General features: G+C 50.7%; 15 protein-coding genes. 10 read left to right on the top strand and 5 right to left on the bottom strand.

What is annotated here, in order from left to right:
* Positions 1-17 precede the first annotated feature (17 nt).
* From ACSSVF_RS13300 to ACSSVF_RS13310, 3 genes are all read right to left on the bottom strand, one after another.
* Complete coding sequence (locus ACSSVF_RS13300; RefSeq protein ID WP_492406357.1) at positions 18-617, bottom strand: nitroreductase family protein; 600 nt, start codon at positions 615-617, stop codon at positions 18-20.
* 33 nt (positions 618-650) lie between these two features.
* A complete protein-coding gene (gene mutS, locus ACSSVF_RS13305) occupies positions 651-3,173 on the bottom strand; it encodes a DNA mismatch repair protein MutS (protein ID WP_442586094.1) in 2,523 nt (840 codons plus the stop codon).
* 1,093 nt (positions 3,174-4,266) lie between these two features.
* Complete coding sequence (locus tag ACSSVF_RS13310) at positions 4,267-5,082, bottom strand: inositol monophosphatase family protein (protein ID WP_442586093.1); 816 nt, start codon at positions 5,080-5,082, stop codon at positions 4,267-4,269.
* Positions 5,083-5,217: 135 nt separating this feature from the next.
* Here ACSSVF_RS13310 and ACSSVF_RS13315 point away from each other — a divergent pair, with 135 nt between their 5' ends.
* The 10 genes from ACSSVF_RS13315 to fdx all read left to right on the top strand — a co-directional run bounded on the left by ACSSVF_RS13315 (position 5,218) and on the right by fdx (position 13,574).
* Positions 5,218-5,955, top strand: coding sequence for an RNA methyltransferase (locus ACSSVF_RS13315; RefSeq protein ID WP_442586092.1), 738 nt, complete (start codon positions 5,218-5,220; stop codon positions 5,953-5,955).
* 92 nt (positions 5,956-6,047) lie between these two features.
* Positions 6,048-6,782 carry a serine O-acetyltransferase gene (cysE, locus tag ACSSVF_RS13320; protein ID WP_442586091.1) on the top strand — a complete coding sequence of 245 codons (735 nt, stop codon included), beginning with the start codon at positions 6,048-6,050 and terminating at the stop codon, positions 6,780-6,782.
* Between the two features lie 130 nt (positions 6,783-6,912).
* On the top strand, positions 6,913-7,383 hold the full coding sequence (locus tag ACSSVF_RS13325; protein WP_442586090.1) for an Rrf2 family transcriptional regulator: 471 nt from the start codon (positions 6,913-6,915) through the stop codon (positions 7,381-7,383).
* 16 nt (positions 7,384-7,399) lie between these two features.
* A complete protein-coding gene (locus tag ACSSVF_RS13330) occupies positions 7,400-8,545 on the top strand; it encodes a cysteine desulfurase family protein (protein ID WP_492404059.1) in 1,146 nt (381 codons plus the stop codon).
* Positions 8,546-8,569: 24 nt separating this feature from the next.
* Entirely contained in the window at positions 8,570-9,787 is a 1,218-nt protein-coding gene (locus ACSSVF_RS13335; RefSeq protein WP_442586088.1) for an IscS subfamily cysteine desulfurase, read from the top strand.
* Between the two features lie 237 nt (positions 9,788-10,024).
* Complete coding sequence (gene iscU, locus ACSSVF_RS13340) at positions 10,025-10,408, top strand: Fe-S cluster assembly scaffold IscU (protein WP_379055018.1); 384 nt, start codon at positions 10,025-10,027, stop codon at positions 10,406-10,408.
* A gap of 1 nt (position 10,409) precedes the next feature.
* Complete coding sequence (iscA, locus tag ACSSVF_RS13345) at positions 10,410-10,733, top strand: iron-sulfur cluster assembly protein IscA (RefSeq protein ID WP_379055016.1); 324 nt, start codon at positions 10,410-10,412, stop codon at positions 10,731-10,733.
* Between the two features lie 90 nt (positions 10,734-10,823).
* Entirely contained in the window at positions 10,824-11,336 is a 513-nt protein-coding gene (gene hscB / locus ACSSVF_RS13350) for a Fe-S protein assembly co-chaperone HscB (protein WP_492404062.1), read from the top strand.
* A gap of 5 nt (positions 11,337-11,341) precedes the next feature.
* Positions 11,342-13,231 carry a Fe-S protein assembly chaperone HscA gene (gene hscA / locus ACSSVF_RS13355; RefSeq protein WP_492404064.1) on the top strand — a complete coding sequence of 630 codons (1,890 nt, stop codon included), beginning with the start codon at positions 11,342-11,344 and terminating at the stop codon, positions 13,229-13,231.
* A 1-nt stretch (position 13,232) separates the two neighbouring features.
* On the top strand, positions 13,233-13,574 hold the full coding sequence (gene fdx / locus ACSSVF_RS13360; RefSeq protein WP_442586085.1) for an ISC system 2Fe-2S type ferredoxin: 342 nt from the start codon (positions 13,233-13,235) through the stop codon (positions 13,572-13,574).
* 83 nt (positions 13,575-13,657) lie between these two features.
* Here the strand turns inward: fdx and ACSSVF_RS13365 are convergent, their stop codons facing one another.
* Together ACSSVF_RS13365 and ACSSVF_RS13370 are read right to left on the bottom strand one after the other, a co-directional pair.
* Positions 13,658-14,302: a carbonic anhydrase gene (locus ACSSVF_RS13365; protein WP_492404066.1), complete on the bottom strand. Its 645-nt coding sequence runs from the start codon at positions 14,300-14,302 to the stop codon at positions 13,658-13,660.
* A gap of 57 nt (positions 14,303-14,359) precedes the next feature.
* Entirely contained in the window at positions 14,360-15,946 is a 1,587-nt protein-coding gene (locus tag ACSSVF_RS13370; RefSeq protein ID WP_492404068.1) for a SulP family inorganic anion transporter, read from the bottom strand.
* Positions 15,947-16,039: the final 93 nt, after the last annotated feature.

Genomic DNA, 16,039 nt, shown 5'->3' on the forward strand with positions numbered 1-16,039 from the left:
GATAAGGCTATCCCAATTTAGATAATTGGATTTTCCCAAGCGCCATCAAAAAACAACTCACCCAGTGGCTGACGATTACGCGCGGCCAGTTCCCGTTCCTTCACATCGTCAGGCAAGGCCTCTACTGCAGCCAGGTAACCGACAGTCACCATAGGCAAAATCTGGAAGCGTTCCGGCACTTTAAACGTGGCGCGCGCTTTATCGGCATCAAAGCCCCCCATCTGGTGCGCCATCAAGCCTAATGCAGTGGCCTGCAAACACAAGTTTTCTGTTGCAGCACCGGTGTCATAAGGAGCCCATTTGTTTGGTTTGCCATTCGCCCTGAATACGGTGTCTGCGCAAATCAGCAGCAATACCGGCGCATTGACCGCCCAGCCCTGGTTACCTGGCACCAGGCAATCAAAGGCCGCTTGCCAGGCCTGCATATTATCGGCCTTGTTACACACCACATAACGCCACGGTTCATCCCCAAAACAGGAAGGTGCCCAACGGGCGGCCTCTAACAGGCTGATGACTTGCTCTTTGGCCACCGGCTTGCTGGCATCATAGGCTCGGCCGCTCCAGCGGTTGGCGATGACTTCATGAACAGGTTGTTGGGTGATTGCTGGTTTTTGTATGGTCATAAATCCTCACGATTGTTTTCTAAAGTCTCACAGTTGTTTTTTTAAAGCATAGAGCAGTTCTAAAGCCTGCTTGGGCGTTAAGTCGTCTGGTTGTATGCTTTCCAATGCTGCGACCACCGCATGCAGTGGCGGTTCCTCAGGTTCAGCATTGGCGGCAAACAAATCATTTTGCGGTGTGGTGGCCATGCTCTGGTTTTCCAGTTGCTGCAACTTGCGCTTGGCCAGTTGCACCACTGATCTTGGGATACCAGCCAGTTGTGCCACCTGTATGCCGTAGCTCATGGTTGCAGCGCCCTCTTCTACCTTATGCAGGAACACAATACCCTGACCATGTTCAACCGCGTCCAGATGCACATTGGCCGCGTGTTTGGCTTCATCGACGATGCGCGTCAGCTCAAAATAATGTGTGGCAAACAAGGTCAGTGATTTGTTTTTTTCCAGCAATTGCTTGGCGACAGCCCAGGCCAGGCTCAGGCCATCAAAAGTACTGGTACCACGGCCAATCTCATCCAGCAACACCAGGCTATTGGCGCTGGCATTATTCAAGATGTTGGCGGTTTCAGTCATTTCCACCATAAAAGTAGAGCGACCGCCGGCCAGGTCATCCGACGCGCCTATGCGGGTGAAGATGCGGTCAATCTCTCCAATGACTGCCGTCTGTGCCGGCACAAAGCTGCCACAATAAGCCAGCAGTACAATCAGTGCAGTCTGGCGCATAAAGGTAGATTTACCGCCCATGTTAGGGCCGGTGATCAGCAACAACTGGCGATAAGGATTCAGCACCACATCATTTGCCACATAAGGCTGGGCGATGCTCTCTACCACCGGATGGCGACCTAGCTGGATATCTAGGCCAATATCGGCACGGAATTGCGGTTGTACATAATTCAACGCCCGCGCGCGCTCGGCAAAACAGGCGAGTACATCCAGGGTGGCGACTGCGGTGGCAATCCGTTGCAAGGCCGTGATATGCGGCAACATGGCATCCAGCACCTGTTCATACAGCATTTTTTCACGCGCAAGTGCCCGCTCGTTGGCGCTGAGCACCTTATCCTCAAACGTCTTGAGTTCCGGCGTGATAAAGCGCTCCACATTTTTCAATGTCTGGCGGCGACGGTATTCTGCTGGCGCACTCTCCGCCTGCAAACGGCTGATCTCGATATAAAAGCCATGCACGCTGTTATATTCGACCTTGAGGTTGGCAATGCCGGTCCTGGCCTTTTCTGCCGCTTCAAACTGCAATAAAAAGTCGCCGTGGTCAGTTTGCAAAGCACGTAGCTCATCCAGCTCTGCATCATAGCCGTTGGCAATCACGCCGCCTTCACGCAGGATGGCTGAAGGCTCGGCCTGAATCGCTTGTGCCAATAACTGTAAAGCGTCCGACGGGATCTGCAACTCCGCCAACAGGCCGAGAAATAAACTGGATTGCACATGCGGCAATGCCTGGGTGAGGGATGGCAATTGCAACAAACTATCACGCAGGCCGGACAAATCACGTGGCCGCGCACTTCGGAGTGCCACGCGCGCAGTCATGCGTTCAATATCACCGATAGGATGCAAAGCCTGCTGCAAGACGCTCTCTAAAGATTGCGCCAATAACTCAGCCACCGCCAAATGGCGCTGCTGGATCACATGCTGGTTGCGCAAAGGATGGTGCAACCAGTGCCGCAACAAACGTGCGCCCATCGCCGTTTGCGTTGAATTCAACAAAGAATATAAAGTGGGGCTAGACTCACCGCGAATGGTGGTGTCTATTTCCAGATTGCGGCGGGTGGCAGCATCCAGTTGCAGATAATGGTTAGTCTGTTCTACCCGTAAACCGGTGATATGCGGCAATGCCGTGCGCTGGGTATGCTTGACGTAATCCAGCAAAGCACCTGCCGCGGCCACCGCTACCGGCATCTCGCCACAACCAAACCCGGCCAGGTCATGCGTATTAAACTGTTGGGAAAGACTACGTTGCGCTGATTCCTGATCAAACTGCCAGGGCGCCAGCCGCTTCTTCGCACAACGCGCCTGCTGCAACACCTCTGACACATGATCATCACCCGTGATCAATTCGGCAGGATGAATACGTTCCAGCTCCTGTGACAAATGACCGGGCGCAATCTCGCTCAATACAAATTCACCGGAAGCAAGATTCAGGCGTGCCAGCCCCAGCACGCCATCGCCTTTGGCAATACAGAGCAAAGTATTGTCGCGGGTTTCATCCAGCAGCGCTGCATCCGTCAAAGTGCCAGGCGTTAAAATGCGCGTCACTTCACGCGCCACCGGCCCCTTGGAAGTCGCCGGATCACCCACCTGCTCGCAAATGGCGACCGCCTCCCCCATTTTTGCCAGCTTGGCCAGATACTGCTCGGCAGCATGATAGGGCAACCCTGCCATTTTAATCGGCTCGCCATTACTGGCGCCGCGGCGGGTGAGCGTGATCCCTAACAACCGTGACGCTTTTTCGGCATCTTCAAAAAACAGTTCGTAAAAATCGCCCATGCGGTAAAACAGCAGCATGTCTGGATACTGTGCTTTAAGCGCCAGGTATTGACGCATCATTGGGGTGTGGTTTTCGAAGGCCATGCGGGAGGATAGATTTATAAAGATGATGAGTATAAAAAGCTGTTGTATCTTACAACAAAAGCGGCATTTTTCAGTGGGAGATTGCTTGAATAACTTTTAGCAGGATATTCGCCGTAGCAGATCATTATTCAGGCGCTGGCGGTCAAGGTATTGGCTTGATTCGAATAGAGAACGATTGTTGCATTTCCTGCGAAGTTCTAAATGGTATTTCTTTGGATAGTTCTGTGCTCTATTTCACCATTTTCTTTCGCCTCTAGGCGAGTGACTTTTCTTTGCTTGCCCAAAGAATAAGTCACCAAAAGAAAAGGCACCCTAGCTTCCGCTTGTTTCCTCCGTTGCTCGCCAAAATAAGCGGTCACGAAACTCAACCTGGTAGCTCACACAAACCGTGAGCTACTGCGGGATTCGGACAGTCGCTCCCTTCCTCCTTATTTTGCCTGCGCTACTCGGCGCGTCAGATAGGGGCCCGGTTAAAACCACCACGATGAGATGTTGGTTAAACGTATAGCACTCAGGGCGCTAAGTGACTTTTTTATAAGACCTAAAGCAAATGACCAACAAACTACTTTGTTGGTCATTTTGTCCGTTTGCTTTGTTCTATTTCAATGGTTGTACGGGACGCAATGTAAGAAATCTCACTTAAGTAACCGCGTGGTGCTTTTCACGGGCCCCTATCTGACGCGCCGAGTAGCGCAGTCAGCGTGGGAGTTGTCGGCCAGCGCTTGTTTGAGCTCCGCGGTGGCTTGCGTTCTTTGCAAGCCGCTAGGGCGAGTTCCGCTGGACGCCCACGTTGACGAGCAACGCAGGAAATAAGCGGAAGCTAGGGTGCCCTTTCTTTTGGTGACTTATTCTTTGGGCAAGCAAAGAAAAGTCACTCGCCGAGTGGCGAAAAGCATCCGTCCAACAGAGGAACAATAGCAAACTACTCCCCTACAGGCGATAAGCAACCGTGAAATCATCTAAAGAATTACCGTTTAAAACTTCACCGCAAATGCATACTTCGCGCATACGCCACCCACAAAAAAACCCGGCTATCACTACCCGGTTTTTTTCCCAACACTGACCAGACCTACGCCTCTAACGTCGGCGTCTTAATCCGCTCCGTCAAATGCGGTGCAATCACCTGCAACATCTGCCCGAACACCTTCGGGTTCGCCGCCACAATATTCCCGGTCCGTAACCAGCTCTCATTACCTTCAAAGTCACCAATGATGCCGCCTGCTTCCTGCACTAACAACGCACCGGCAGCGATATCCCAAGGTGACAAATTGATTTCAAAGAATCCATCCGAGAAGCCTGCCGCAACATAAGCCAGGTCAAGTGCCGCTGACCCTGGACGGCGCAAACCAGAGGTTTTCTTCGCCATGTCACGGAAAATATTGATGTAGGTTTCAAGGTAGCTGAAATCCTTGAACGGAAAACCGGTAGAGATCAGGCTTTCTTGCAAACGGGTGCGTTGCGTGACGCGGATACGGCGATTATTCAAGAATGCACCGCTGCCCCTGGTGGCTGTGAACAGGTCATTGCGTACCGGGTCATAGATCACCGCTTGTGTGAGTACGCCTTTTTCCTGCAAGGCAATCGAGATACAGTACGCCGGGAATCCATGCAAAAAGTTGGTGGTGCCATCCAGTGGATCAATGATCCAGATGCTTTCTGCTTCAGCATTGGATTTACCGCTTTCTTCCCCCAAAAAGCCGTGTTTTGGATAGGCATCTTTCAAGATATCGATGATCGCTTGTTCAGCACCGCGGTCGACTTCGCTGACAAAGTCGTTAGTATCCTTTTGCTCGATTTTTAAGGCGCCAATATCCTGGGCGGCACGGTTAATGATTTTGCCTGCTTCACGCGCGGCGCGAATGGCGACATTTAGGGTAGGATGCATGCTGTATTTGGGAGGATCAACTGATAAAATAGCATTTTAACGTTTTATCATGCGTTCACAAAATGAATTGCAGTTTAAATTGAATAAGTGATTCATTAAGTACGCGCCAGTTCTATCACCTCAACCAGCCAGGCCATGACTATCCACTTCAATAATATCCGCGTTGTACTCTGCCAGACCAGCCATCCCGGCAACATTGGCTCCACTGCCCGCGCCATGAAAACCATGGGGCTGGACCGTCTTTACCTGGTCAGGCCCAAGCACTTCCCTGATCCTGAGGCAACGTCACTCGCTGTGAATGCCGCGGGTGTACTTGAGGAGGCAGTGGTCACACAAACACTGGAAGAAGCACTGGCTGACTGCCAGTTTGTGATCGGGGTCAGCGGTAAAGAGCGCTCACTGTCACAGCAGGTGATGACTGTGCGTGAAGCGGCGCAAGTAGTGAAAACGACTTCTGAACATAGCCAGGTGGCTTTGGTATTTGGGACTGAGATGAGCGGGCTGAGTAATGCCGAGGCTGATCTCTGCCATGTATTAGCCACTATTCCGGCTAACCCGGAATACACTTCACTGAACCTGGCACAAGCGGTGCAAATCATGAGTTATGAAGTGCGTATGGCGGTGACCACTGGTGAACTGCACTACCAGGAAAAACCATCTGAGCTGGCGACGCAAGATGACCTGGAACGCTTTTATGAGCATATGCGTGAGGTGCTGGAACATATAGGTTATATCAACCCACGCGCACCGAAAAAGCTGTTTGAGCGCCTGCGCCGTTTATATGGCCGCACCCGGCTGGAAAAAGAAGAAGTGAATTTGCTGCGTGGGATACTGACATTATCGGTGAACCCTAAAAAGCATAATAAGTATTAAGCATGACAAGTTGAGAACAACCCCATCGAAAGTTGCTCGCTGCCAAAAGTTGCCTTTGCGGCTGTCGCAACAACTTATGGCATAATGCGCGCATGTTTGATCACCTCAAAGAAGATATCTCAATTGTGTTCGACCGCGATCCGGCGGCACGTACACACTTTGAAATCCTCACTACCTATCCTGGCGTACACGCACTCATTCTCCACCGGGTTAGCCACTGGTTATGGACGCACCGTTTGTACTGGCTAGGCCGTTTGCTTTCTCATTTCGGGCGCTGGATCACTGGTATTGAAATCCACCCCGGTGCGGTGATTGGTCATCGCGTCTTTATCGATCATGGCATGGGCGTGGTGATTGGCGAAACAGCCATTATTGGTGATGACTGTACTTTGTATCACGGTGTCACGCTTGGCGGGACAAGCTGGAATAAAGGCAAACGTCACCCTACGCTGGAAACCGGCGTGGTGATAGGTGCGGGCGCCAAAGTGTTAGGCCCAATCACCATAGGTAAAAATGCCAAAATCGGCTCGAATGCGGTGGTGGTGAAAGATGTGCCTGAGGGCGCGACCGCTGTCGGCATCCCTGCCCGCATCCTCGAAGAAGAAAAGAATAAACAACGGCAAAGCGCTGCGCAAAAAATGGGTTTCAGTGCCTATGCGGTGGGCAATGATGAAAATGATCCCATGATCAATGCCATCAACAGCTTGCTCGACCATGCGCATAAGCAGGAAACCGATATTGCGGAACTAAAAGCGCAGTTAGCCAAGCTCAGTGACGCTGAAACCGAGTCTGGCGTCGGTGAAGCGTTCGCCAAAAAACCGGAATAAGAACCGTTCTCAACACCAATATCTATGCGGCATTCAGCCCCTTTTAAGCATTGAACTTTTCGCCCATAATAATTGACTAAATTAGTAGGTTATTATACAATTTCAGTCTGTTTTAAAAGGTGTTACATAGATGCGATTAACCACTAAAGGACGTTTTGCAGTCACAGCCATGCTGGACATAGCGCTTTATGAGGCTGACAAACCGATCACATTGGCTGGTATCAGTGAACGTCAAAGCATTTCCCTTTCTTACCTGGAGCAGCTGTTCAGCAGGTTGCGCAAGCAAGGCCTGGTTTCCAGTGTACGTGGGCCTGGTGGCGGTTACCGAATTGCCAAGGCACATGCCGAAATTTCAGTCTCTGACATTATCACCGCGGTGGATGAGCAGATTGATGCTACTCAATGTGGCGGCAATGAAGACTGTCATGATGAGGGCCGTTGCATGACGCATGAGTTATGGGCATCACTGAATGGCAAAATCCTTGATTATTTGTCTGGCGTGAGTTTGGCTGACATGGTTGAAATGCAAAAGAAAAAAGGCGCTGGCACAGTGCATTTTTCACCGCGCAAATGTAACTCTGACGCTACGCTTGCAGCTTAAGGCTGATTAAATTCGCATGAATACGGTTTACTTTGACCATAACAGCACCACCGCTTTAAAACCTCAGGTTTTGCAAGCAATGCTGCCCTGGTTAACTGAAACGACCGGTAACGCAACTAGCCGCCATGTATATGGGCGCAATGCGCGCGATGCCGTTGAATCGGCCAGAAAACAAATTGCTGCCTGCCTTGGTGTGCAAGCGTCGCAAGTGGTGTTTACCTCTGGTGGTACTGAAGCGAATAACTTCGCTGTTAAAGGCATCACTGCCAATCTGGCGCCTGCGCAATTACTGGTCAGTGCCATCGAGCATCCTTGTGTATCGCGCCCTGCGCAATCGCTAGCCTGGCATTCTTGGCAGGTGCAAACGATACAAGTAGATGCCCAAGGTGTGATTGACCTGGCAGATGCCGAGCAAAAGTTAAGCACGCGCACCGGCCTGGTTTCAGCCATGCTGGCAAATAATGAAACCGGTGCCATACAGCCCATTGCAGAATTGGCAGCACTGGCCAAAGCCCACGGTGCCTCATGTCATACCGATGCAGTACAGGCGTTTGGCAAGTTAGCAGTAGATTTTAATGCACTTGGCGTCAACGCCATGACGATTTCCAGCCACAAAATAGGCGGGCCGGTGGGTGTAGGTGCCCTGATACTGGATAAGCGTGTGGATATTGCACCGCTGTTACATGGCGGTGGCCAGGAACGCGGCCTGCGTAGCGGCACCGAAAACGTCGCAGGCATTGTCGGGTTTGCTGAAGCCTGCAAGCTGGCAGCCCAGACATTGAAATCGCGTAGCGAGGCCCAATCTAAGTTACGTGCGCAGCTTGAAGTCGGCTTGCAAACGCTGGGTGTTACTTTATTTGGCCAGCAGGCCAACAGGCTGCCAAATACCAGTTTTTTTGCTATCCCCAATATTGAAGGGGAAACACTGGTAACCGCGCTGGACAAAGCCGGTTTTGCTGTAGCAAGTGGCTCAGCGTGTTCCAGCGACAGCACAGAGCCCAGCCATGTGTTACTGGCGATGGGTGTCGAACCCGATCTGGCACGTGGCGCAGTGCGCGTCAGTGTCAGTGACAGCAATACTGAAGTTGAAATACAAGGATTTTTGAAAGCGTTGCAGCAGGAAGTAAAACGCTTAAAAGGATTAAGTGCCGTTGCGGTATAAGATTTTTATTGAAAGAGCTGAAACATGTCTGATAGAAAGCCGATTTACCTGGATTACTCTGCGACCACACCGGTAGACCCGCGTGTTGCGCAAAAAATGATCCCTTTTTTGACTGAAGATTATGGCAATCCTGCTTCACGCAGCCATCCATACGGTTGGACTGCTGAAAAAGCAGTTGAGGACGCACGTGAAGAAGTGGCCAAACTGGTGAATGCCGATCCACGTGAAATCGTGTGGACCTCAGGTGCGACAGAATCGAACAACCTGGCCATTAAAGGTGCGGCGCACTTTTATGCAGAGGGCAAAGGCAAGCACATCATCACGGCGGCAACTGAACATAAAGCTGTGCTGGACACCTTCCGCGAATTAGAACGCGAAGGTTACGAAGCGACTTATCTGCAACCAGAAGCAGATGGCCTGATTAATATCGAGACCTTCAAGGCAGCCATTCGCCCGGATACCGTGCTGGCTTCCATCATGCTGGTCAACAACGAAATCGGTGTCATTCAGGATATTGAAGCACTGGGCAATATTTGCCGTGAAAACAATGTGATTTTTCATGTGGATGCGGCACAAGCGACCGGTAAAGTCGTAATCGACCTGGAAAAACTGCCAGTCGATTTAATGAGCTTCTCAGCGCATAAAACCTACGGCCCTAAAGGCGTTGGTGCATTGTATGTGCGTCGTAAACCACGTATCCGCATCGAGGCGCAAATGCACGGTGGCGGCCATGAGCGCGGCATGCGTTCCGGCACACTGGCCACACACCAGATCGCGGGCATGGGCGAAGCCTTCCGCATCGCACGTGAAGAAATGGCAAGTGAGAATGAACGTATCCGCATCTTGCGTGACCGCTTGCTTCACGGCCTGCTGGATATCGAAGAAACTTATGTAAACGGCGACCTGGATCATCGCGTGCCGCATAACCTGAACGTCAGCTTCAACTTTGTTGAAGGTGAATCACTGATTATGGCGATTAAAGGCATTGCAGTTTCTTCCGGCTCTGCATGTACTTCAGCCAGCCTGGAACCAAGCTATGTACTGCGCGCACTGGGCCGTTCAGATGAACTGGCACACAGCTCTATCCGTTTCAGCATTGGCCGTTTTACCACTGAAGCCGATGTGGATTACACGATAGACCTGCTGAAAAGCAAGATCGACAAGTTGCGTGAACTCTCTCCATTGTGGGAGATGTTTAAAGACGGCATTGATCTGTCCAAAGTAGAATGGGCAGAGCATTAAAAATTGATCTTTGACCGCCTGGTGGCGTAGTCGGATAGCTTGTTTAGAAAAACTAAACGGCGCTACCCTCCGCCTTGCCAGACAGTCAAATCTTCAATTTTTTAAAGAATGGAAGTTTAACTAAAAATTAAAAGGCGAAACAAAATCAAGGCGGTGAGGCGCAGACAGTACGTTTAGTACGGCAAACCGATCCAACGCAGAGTTTGTGCAGCATTTTAATTTTCGAGGAGTATAGAGATGGCATATAGCGATAAAGTTTTGGACCACTACGAAAATCCACGTAACGTTGGTTCTCTGGATAAAAATGATCCTACAGTAGGCACCGGCATGGTGGGCGCGCCTGCTTGTGGTGACGTGATGAAACTGCAAATCAAGGTCAACACAGCTGGCGTGATTGAAGATGCCAAGTTCAAGACCTATGGTTGCGGCTCAGCGATTGCTTCAAGCTCATTGGTCACAGAATGGCTAAAAGGCAAGACGCTGGACCAGGCGCAGGAAATCAAGAATTCAGCGATTGCTGAAGAATTGGCCCTGCCACCAGTGAAGATCCACTGCTCTGTACTGGCAGAAGATGCGATTAAATCTGCCATTGCTGACCTGAAATCCAAACAAGGCAAATAAGATGGCGATTACCCTGACAGAAACTGCGGCTCAACGCGTAGAGAAATTCCTGGCCAACCGTGGCAAAGGGATTGGTCTGCGCCTGGGCGTGAAAACCACCGGCTGTTCCGGCATGGCTTACACGCTGGAATTTGTCGATGACATGCAACCTGAAGACAGCATGTTTGAAAGCTATGGGGTGAAAGTGATTGTAGACCCGAAAAGCCTGGTGTATATCGATGGTACCGAGCTGGATTTCACCAAAGAAGGCTTAAACGAAGGGTTCAAGTTTAACAACCCGAATGTGAAAGATGAGTGTGGCTGCGGCGAGTCATTCACGGTTTAGGCCTGAGAATGATTTGCTTCAACCACCTTACTCACTCTGGCTGACCGTTAGGTAGATTTTGCATCCTCTTTTTTGTTTTTGCTGCTAACCATGCAAAATTATTTCGCCTTATTTCAGCTCCCGCAGCAGTTCAATATTGAACCAGCAACGCTGGATGCTAATTACCGTACTTTGCTGGCTGAAGTGCATCCGGATAAATTTGTGAATGCCTCACCGACTGCGCGCATGCAGTCCATGCAACAAGCCACACTGGCAAATGAGGCTTACCGGACACTTAAACAGCCGACCGCGCGGGCGAGATACCTATTACAGCTCGCTGGTGTCGCCACCGACGAAGAGAACAATACCGCCATGCCTGCTGATTTCCTGATGGCGCAGATGGAATGGCGTGAAGCGATGGATGATGCCAGATCGGCCAAAGATATCGCCGCGCTGGATGCACTGCTGAAAGAAATGAAGTCACAGGCCGCTGCCTTGCAACAGCAAGTAGCAGATGAAATCACCCAGGCACCTGCCGAAGCAGCCAAGACAGTCCGCAAACTGCAGTTTATTGATAAAGTGAGCGAAGATGTGAATGCATTGATCGCTCAGTTGGAAGATTAAGTTTCATGGCGTTATTACAGATTTCAGAACCAGGCATGTCCCCTGCCCCACACCAGCACAAACTGGCTGTGGGTATTGATCTGGGTACCACCAACTCGCTGGTGGCGACGGTGCGCAGTGGCATGAGCACAGTATTGCATGATGAACATGGCCATGCCCTGCTGCCTTCCGTGGTGCGTTATCTGGCGGATGCCGTGATTGTCGGCCATGAGGCGCAAGCAGCGCAAAGCCTGGATCCGATCAATACCATCGTCTCCGTCAAACGCTTTATGGGACGTGCCTTAAACGATATCACCGACCGTGCGCATATTCCCTATCACTTTGTCGAAAATGCAACGTCTGAAGGCATACTGGAACTGAAAACCCGCGCCGGCCTTAAAAGCCCGGTCGAAATCTCCGCTGACATATTAAAAGCATTAAAAATCCGCGCCGAGAAAGCGCTGGGCGGTGAACTCACCGGCGTAGTTGTGACCGTGCCGGCTTATTTTGACGATGCCCAACGCCAGGCCACCAAAGATGCCGCCAGGCTAGCTGGCCTGAATGTATTGCGCTTATTGAATGAGCCAACCGCCGCCGCAGTCGCCTATGGCCTGGATAATGCCGCTGAAGGTATTTATGTGATTTATGACCTGGGCGGTGGCACCTTTGATATCTCGATCCTGCGCCTGAGCAAAGGCATCTTTGAAGTACTGGCGACGAATGGTGATTCCGCACTTGGCGGCGATGATTTCGATCACCGCATCTATTGCTGGCTGCTGGACCAGGTCCGCAGTAAAACGGCAGATTTCAAGCCACTGACTGAAGCCGACACGCGCTTACTGTTGACCAAATCACGCCAGGCAAAAGAATGGCTGACCGATAACCATGAAGCGAACATCCTGTGCAAACTCAGCAATGGCGCACTGGTGGATGAAACGCTGACAGTGAACCAATTTATCAGCCTGACAGAAAACCTGGTCAGCAAGACTTTAAGCCCAACCCGCAAAGCCATGCGCGATGCCGGTTTGAGTATGGAAGAAATCAACGGTGTCGTGCTGGTAGGTGGTGCGACGCGTATGCCGCATATCCGCCATGCGGTGCAGGCGTTCTTCCAGCAGGAACCGCTGACCAACCTGGACCCTGACAAAGTGGTCGCACTGGGCGCTGCCATTCAAGCCAATGTGCTGGCAGGCAACCGCAGTGACGAAGATTTATTGCTACTGGATGTCACCCCCTTGTCATTGGGCCTGGAAACCATGGGTGGGCTGGTAGAAAAAGTCATTCCTCGTAATTCGACCTTGCCGATTGCGCGTGCGCAGGATTTCACCACCTATAAAGATGGCCAGACTGCGATGGCGATACACGTGGTACAAGGCGAACGTGAACTGGTAGCCGACTGTCGATCGCTGGCCCGCTTTGAGTTGCGTGGCATTCCGGCCATGGCCGCGGGCGCTGCACGTATCCGGGTGACCTTTCAAGTCGATGCTGATGGCCTGCTTTCCGTGAGTGCACGCGAGCAAGCCAGCGGTGTAGAAGCCAATATCACCGTCAAGCCATCTTATGGCCTGAACGAAGACCAGATCACCAGCATGCTGAAGGATTCCTTTGGTGCGGCCGAAAGTGACAAAGCAGCGCGTATGCTGCGCGAAGCCACGGTCGATGCGCAACGCCTGATCGAAGCGATTCAGGCTGCCCTGGCAGAAGACGGCGCGACCTTACTCGCGCAAGACGAACGTGACACCATACAAGCGCACCTGGACGCCTTGCACACCCTGTGCCAGGGCACGGATAGCCTGGCCATTAAACATGGCACTGAAGCATTGAACCATGCGACAGAAAACTTTGCTGCCAAACGCATGGATGTGTCTGTACAAAAAGCCCTCGCGGGTAAAAACCTGGACTCTCTGGAACTGTAATATGCCTAAAATCACTATTCTCCCGCATGCTGAACTTTGCCCGAAAGGCGCTGTGATCGAAGCAGAAAAAGGGACCTCTATTTGTGATGCACTGCACAATCATGACATTGATATTGATAGTGCCTGTGGTGGTGTCTGTGCCTGTACCACTTGCCATGTAGTCGTGCGCGAAGGATTTAAAACCTTGAACGAGATCGAGGAAGACGAAGAGGATATGCTGGACCGTGCCTGGGGCTTACAGCCTTTCTCACGGCTCTCGTGCCAGGCCATTTTGCAAGAGGCCGATGTGACGGTGGAAATCCCCAAATACAGTATTAACCTGGCCAAAGAAGGCCATCAATAATCAAAAAAGCCGATGTCAACATCGGCTTTTTTGTTTGGTAGTGCTGAGTGACTCATTCTGCTTAGTCGCCAAGCACGTAGTCATTAGCCTACATACGTATCATCCAGGAAGTTCACCTTACCTGTCGAAATATCATAGATCGCACCAACAATCGCAATTTGCTTGCTTTGTATCATGTCATCCACGATATCGCTGCTGCGGATAATCGTATCTATCTGGTACCTGACGCTTAATTCATTGATCTTTTCCACAAAATCAGGATTTTTGGAATTACGTTGTGCCGGGTCAGCCACCGTTTTTTCATGACGGATCGCAGGTTTGATCAGGTTGATGATTTCACCGATATGGCCATCTTTAAAGTCATCACACGCAGCTTTGACTGCGCCACAGGAAGTATGGCCCATCACCACAATCAATTTGCTGCCCAGGTATTTGCTGGCGAATTCCAGGCTGCCCATGGCTTTGTCTGACGCAATGTTACCTGCCAGGCGGACGCTAAAAATATCACCTAATGCCTGATCGAATAACAACTCGACCGGTGCGCGCGAATCACTGCAACTGAGGAAAGAGGCAAACGGATGCTGCTTATCCTTAGTGATCTGAATCAGCGCCTTGAAATCCTTTTCTTCCTCGATATCTGAAGTAAAACGACGGTTACCTTCTATCAAGATATCCAGCGCCTCACGCGGCGTCATTTTTTCACGGTCCAGTAATGGGTGCTTATACATGTATATATCCTCTAATAAATTTTTTGTATTTGCAGGGCGCCAGGGCCCTGCTTTTTATTAATGCCCCAGAAAATGCTTGGGCGGGTTGAAAGCGATTGTTTCTACGGTAATATTTTTCAGCTTGGCATGTTGCTGATAGCCATGGATGAATTCCACCACATCATAGGCAATTGCTTTGCTGTTGGTGCAATCGATGATGACTTTGCTATTGGGTGGAATAGCTTCCAGTACTTCCAGGATGCTGGCCTTGTTGAAGAAAGACACTTCTTCTGCTAACGCCAGCTCATAGACATCCTGGCCATCTTTAGTCGTGCGGGTCTGCTTGATGTAATGCGAGTTACGATAGCTGTGGTGCAAGGTGAAGAATATCGCGACAACCAAACCCAGGCCGATGCCGGTGAGCAGGTCAGTGAACACAATGGCCACAATCGTCACAATGAATGGAATGAACTGTTCCCAACCCAAAGCATACTGTTGTTTGAACAAACTCGGTTTTGCCAGCTTATAACCGACCATGATCAGGATAGTCGCCAGACTGGCAAGGGGGATGAGGTTCAGGAAACTGGCAATGGTAATAGCGCTGAGTAGCAACCAGAAACCATGCAAAATAGCAGAGATTTTAGTTTGTGCGCCAAAAGTGATATTGGCACTACTGCGCACGATCACCTGAGTGACGGGCAATCCACCAATCAAACCAGAAACGACATTACCCAGGCCTTGCGCTTTAAGCTCACGGTTGGTCGGCGTCACGCGTTTCAAGACGTCCAGCTTATCGGTTGCCTCTACACATAACAATGTTTCCAGGCTGGCGACAATCGCCATCACCAAGGCTGTTTTAATCACTGCAGGATTTGCAATCTGGCTGAAATCAGGGTGGGTAAAGAAGCTGGTGAATTCACCCAGACTACCTGCTACCGGCAATCGTACAATCTGATCTTCAGCCAGCGTGAAATTTAACCAGCCGCGCATAAAGGCAATATTGAACAATATCCCGACCAATACTACTACAATCGGGCCTTGTAGCAACTGAAAGATCCTGTGTTTTTTGGTTAATACGGTATCCCACAGAATCAGGATTGCAAAAGACACTGCGGCAATTAACACAGCCCCTGGCGTCAACAAGTCCCATGCTTGCAAAATATCGCTGAAGGTATTGTGCCCATCAAACGCATCAAAGGACTCATCGCCTTCGTAATCAGCGTCGTAACCGAAGGCATGTGGGATCTGTTTCAGGATGATCAGTAAGCCGATACCGGTCAGCATGCCGGTAATTACCGAAGAAGGCACAAAATAGGCGATAAATCCGGCCTTGAACTGACCCAGTAAAAACTGGAACACACCCGCCAACACCACGGCAGCTAAAAACACTTCATAAGAACCAAGGTTGCCGATCGCAGCCATCACGATCACGGCCAAACCAGCAGCCGGACCACTGACACCCAGTTGTGAGCCACTGGCCAGGCCAACCACGATACCGCCGACGATGCCTGCGATCACGCCTGAGAATAATGGAGCACCAGAAGCAAGTGCAATCCCCAGGCAAAGCGGGAGTGCGACAAAGAACACAACAATTGAAGCCGGTAGATCCCGGTTAAAATGCTTAAACAGGTCGAAAAAATTCGACCTTGATGATGCAGCGGACATAGTGTTTTTCCTTCACAAATGAAACAATTATTTATTATATTATTATCGTTAATTATAATTAAATTTTCTAATTACGCCACATACACAAAACCC

This window comes from Methylophilus sp. E2MeOHC9, assembly GCF_058744375.1.

Coding starts and splice junctions, on each gene's coding strand:
- hscA (WP_492404064.1), top strand. CDS start 11,342: ATGGCGTTATTACAGATTTCAGAACCAGGCATGTCCCCTGCCCCACAC.
- fdx (WP_442586085.1), top strand. CDS start 13,233: ATGCCTAAAATCACTATTCTCCCGCATGCTGAACTTTGCCCGAAAGGC.
- ACSSVF_RS13325 (WP_442586090.1), top strand. CDS start 6,913: ATGCGATTAACCACTAAAGGACGTTTTGCAGTCACAGCCATGCTGGAC.
- ACSSVF_RS13335 (WP_442586088.1), top strand. CDS start 8,570: ATGTCTGATAGAAAGCCGATTTACCTGGATTACTCTGCGACCACACCG.
- ACSSVF_RS13370 (WP_492404068.1), bottom strand. CDS start 15,946: ATGTCCGCTGCATCATCAAGGTCGAATTTTTTCGACCTGTTTAAGCAT.
- ACSSVF_RS13310 (WP_442586093.1), bottom strand. CDS start 5,082: ATGCATCCTACCCTAAATGTCGCCATTCGCGCCGCGCGTGAAGCAGGC.
- iscU (WP_379055018.1), top strand. CDS start 10,025: ATGGCATATAGCGATAAAGTTTTGGACCACTACGAAAATCCACGTAAC.
- ACSSVF_RS13315 (WP_442586092.1), top strand. CDS start 5,218: ATGACTATCCACTTCAATAATATCCGCGTTGTACTCTGCCAGACCAGC.
- ACSSVF_RS13330 (WP_492404059.1), top strand. CDS start 7,400: ATGAATACGGTTTACTTTGACCATAACAGCACCACCGCTTTAAAACCT.
- mutS (WP_442586094.1), bottom strand. CDS start 3,173: ATGATGCGTCAATACCTGGCGCTTAAAGCACAGTATCCAGACATGCTG.
- hscB (WP_492404062.1), top strand. CDS start 10,824: ATGCAAAATTATTTCGCCTTATTTCAGCTCCCGCAGCAGTTCAATATT.
- ACSSVF_RS13365 (WP_492404066.1), bottom strand. CDS start 14,302: ATGTATAAGCACCCATTACTGGACCGTGAAAAAATGACGCCGCGTGAG.
- iscA (WP_379055016.1), top strand. CDS start 10,410: ATGGCGATTACCCTGACAGAAACTGCGGCTCAACGCGTAGAGAAATTC.
- cysE (WP_442586091.1), top strand. CDS start 6,048: ATGTTTGATCACCTCAAAGAAGATATCTCAATTGTGTTCGACCGCGAT.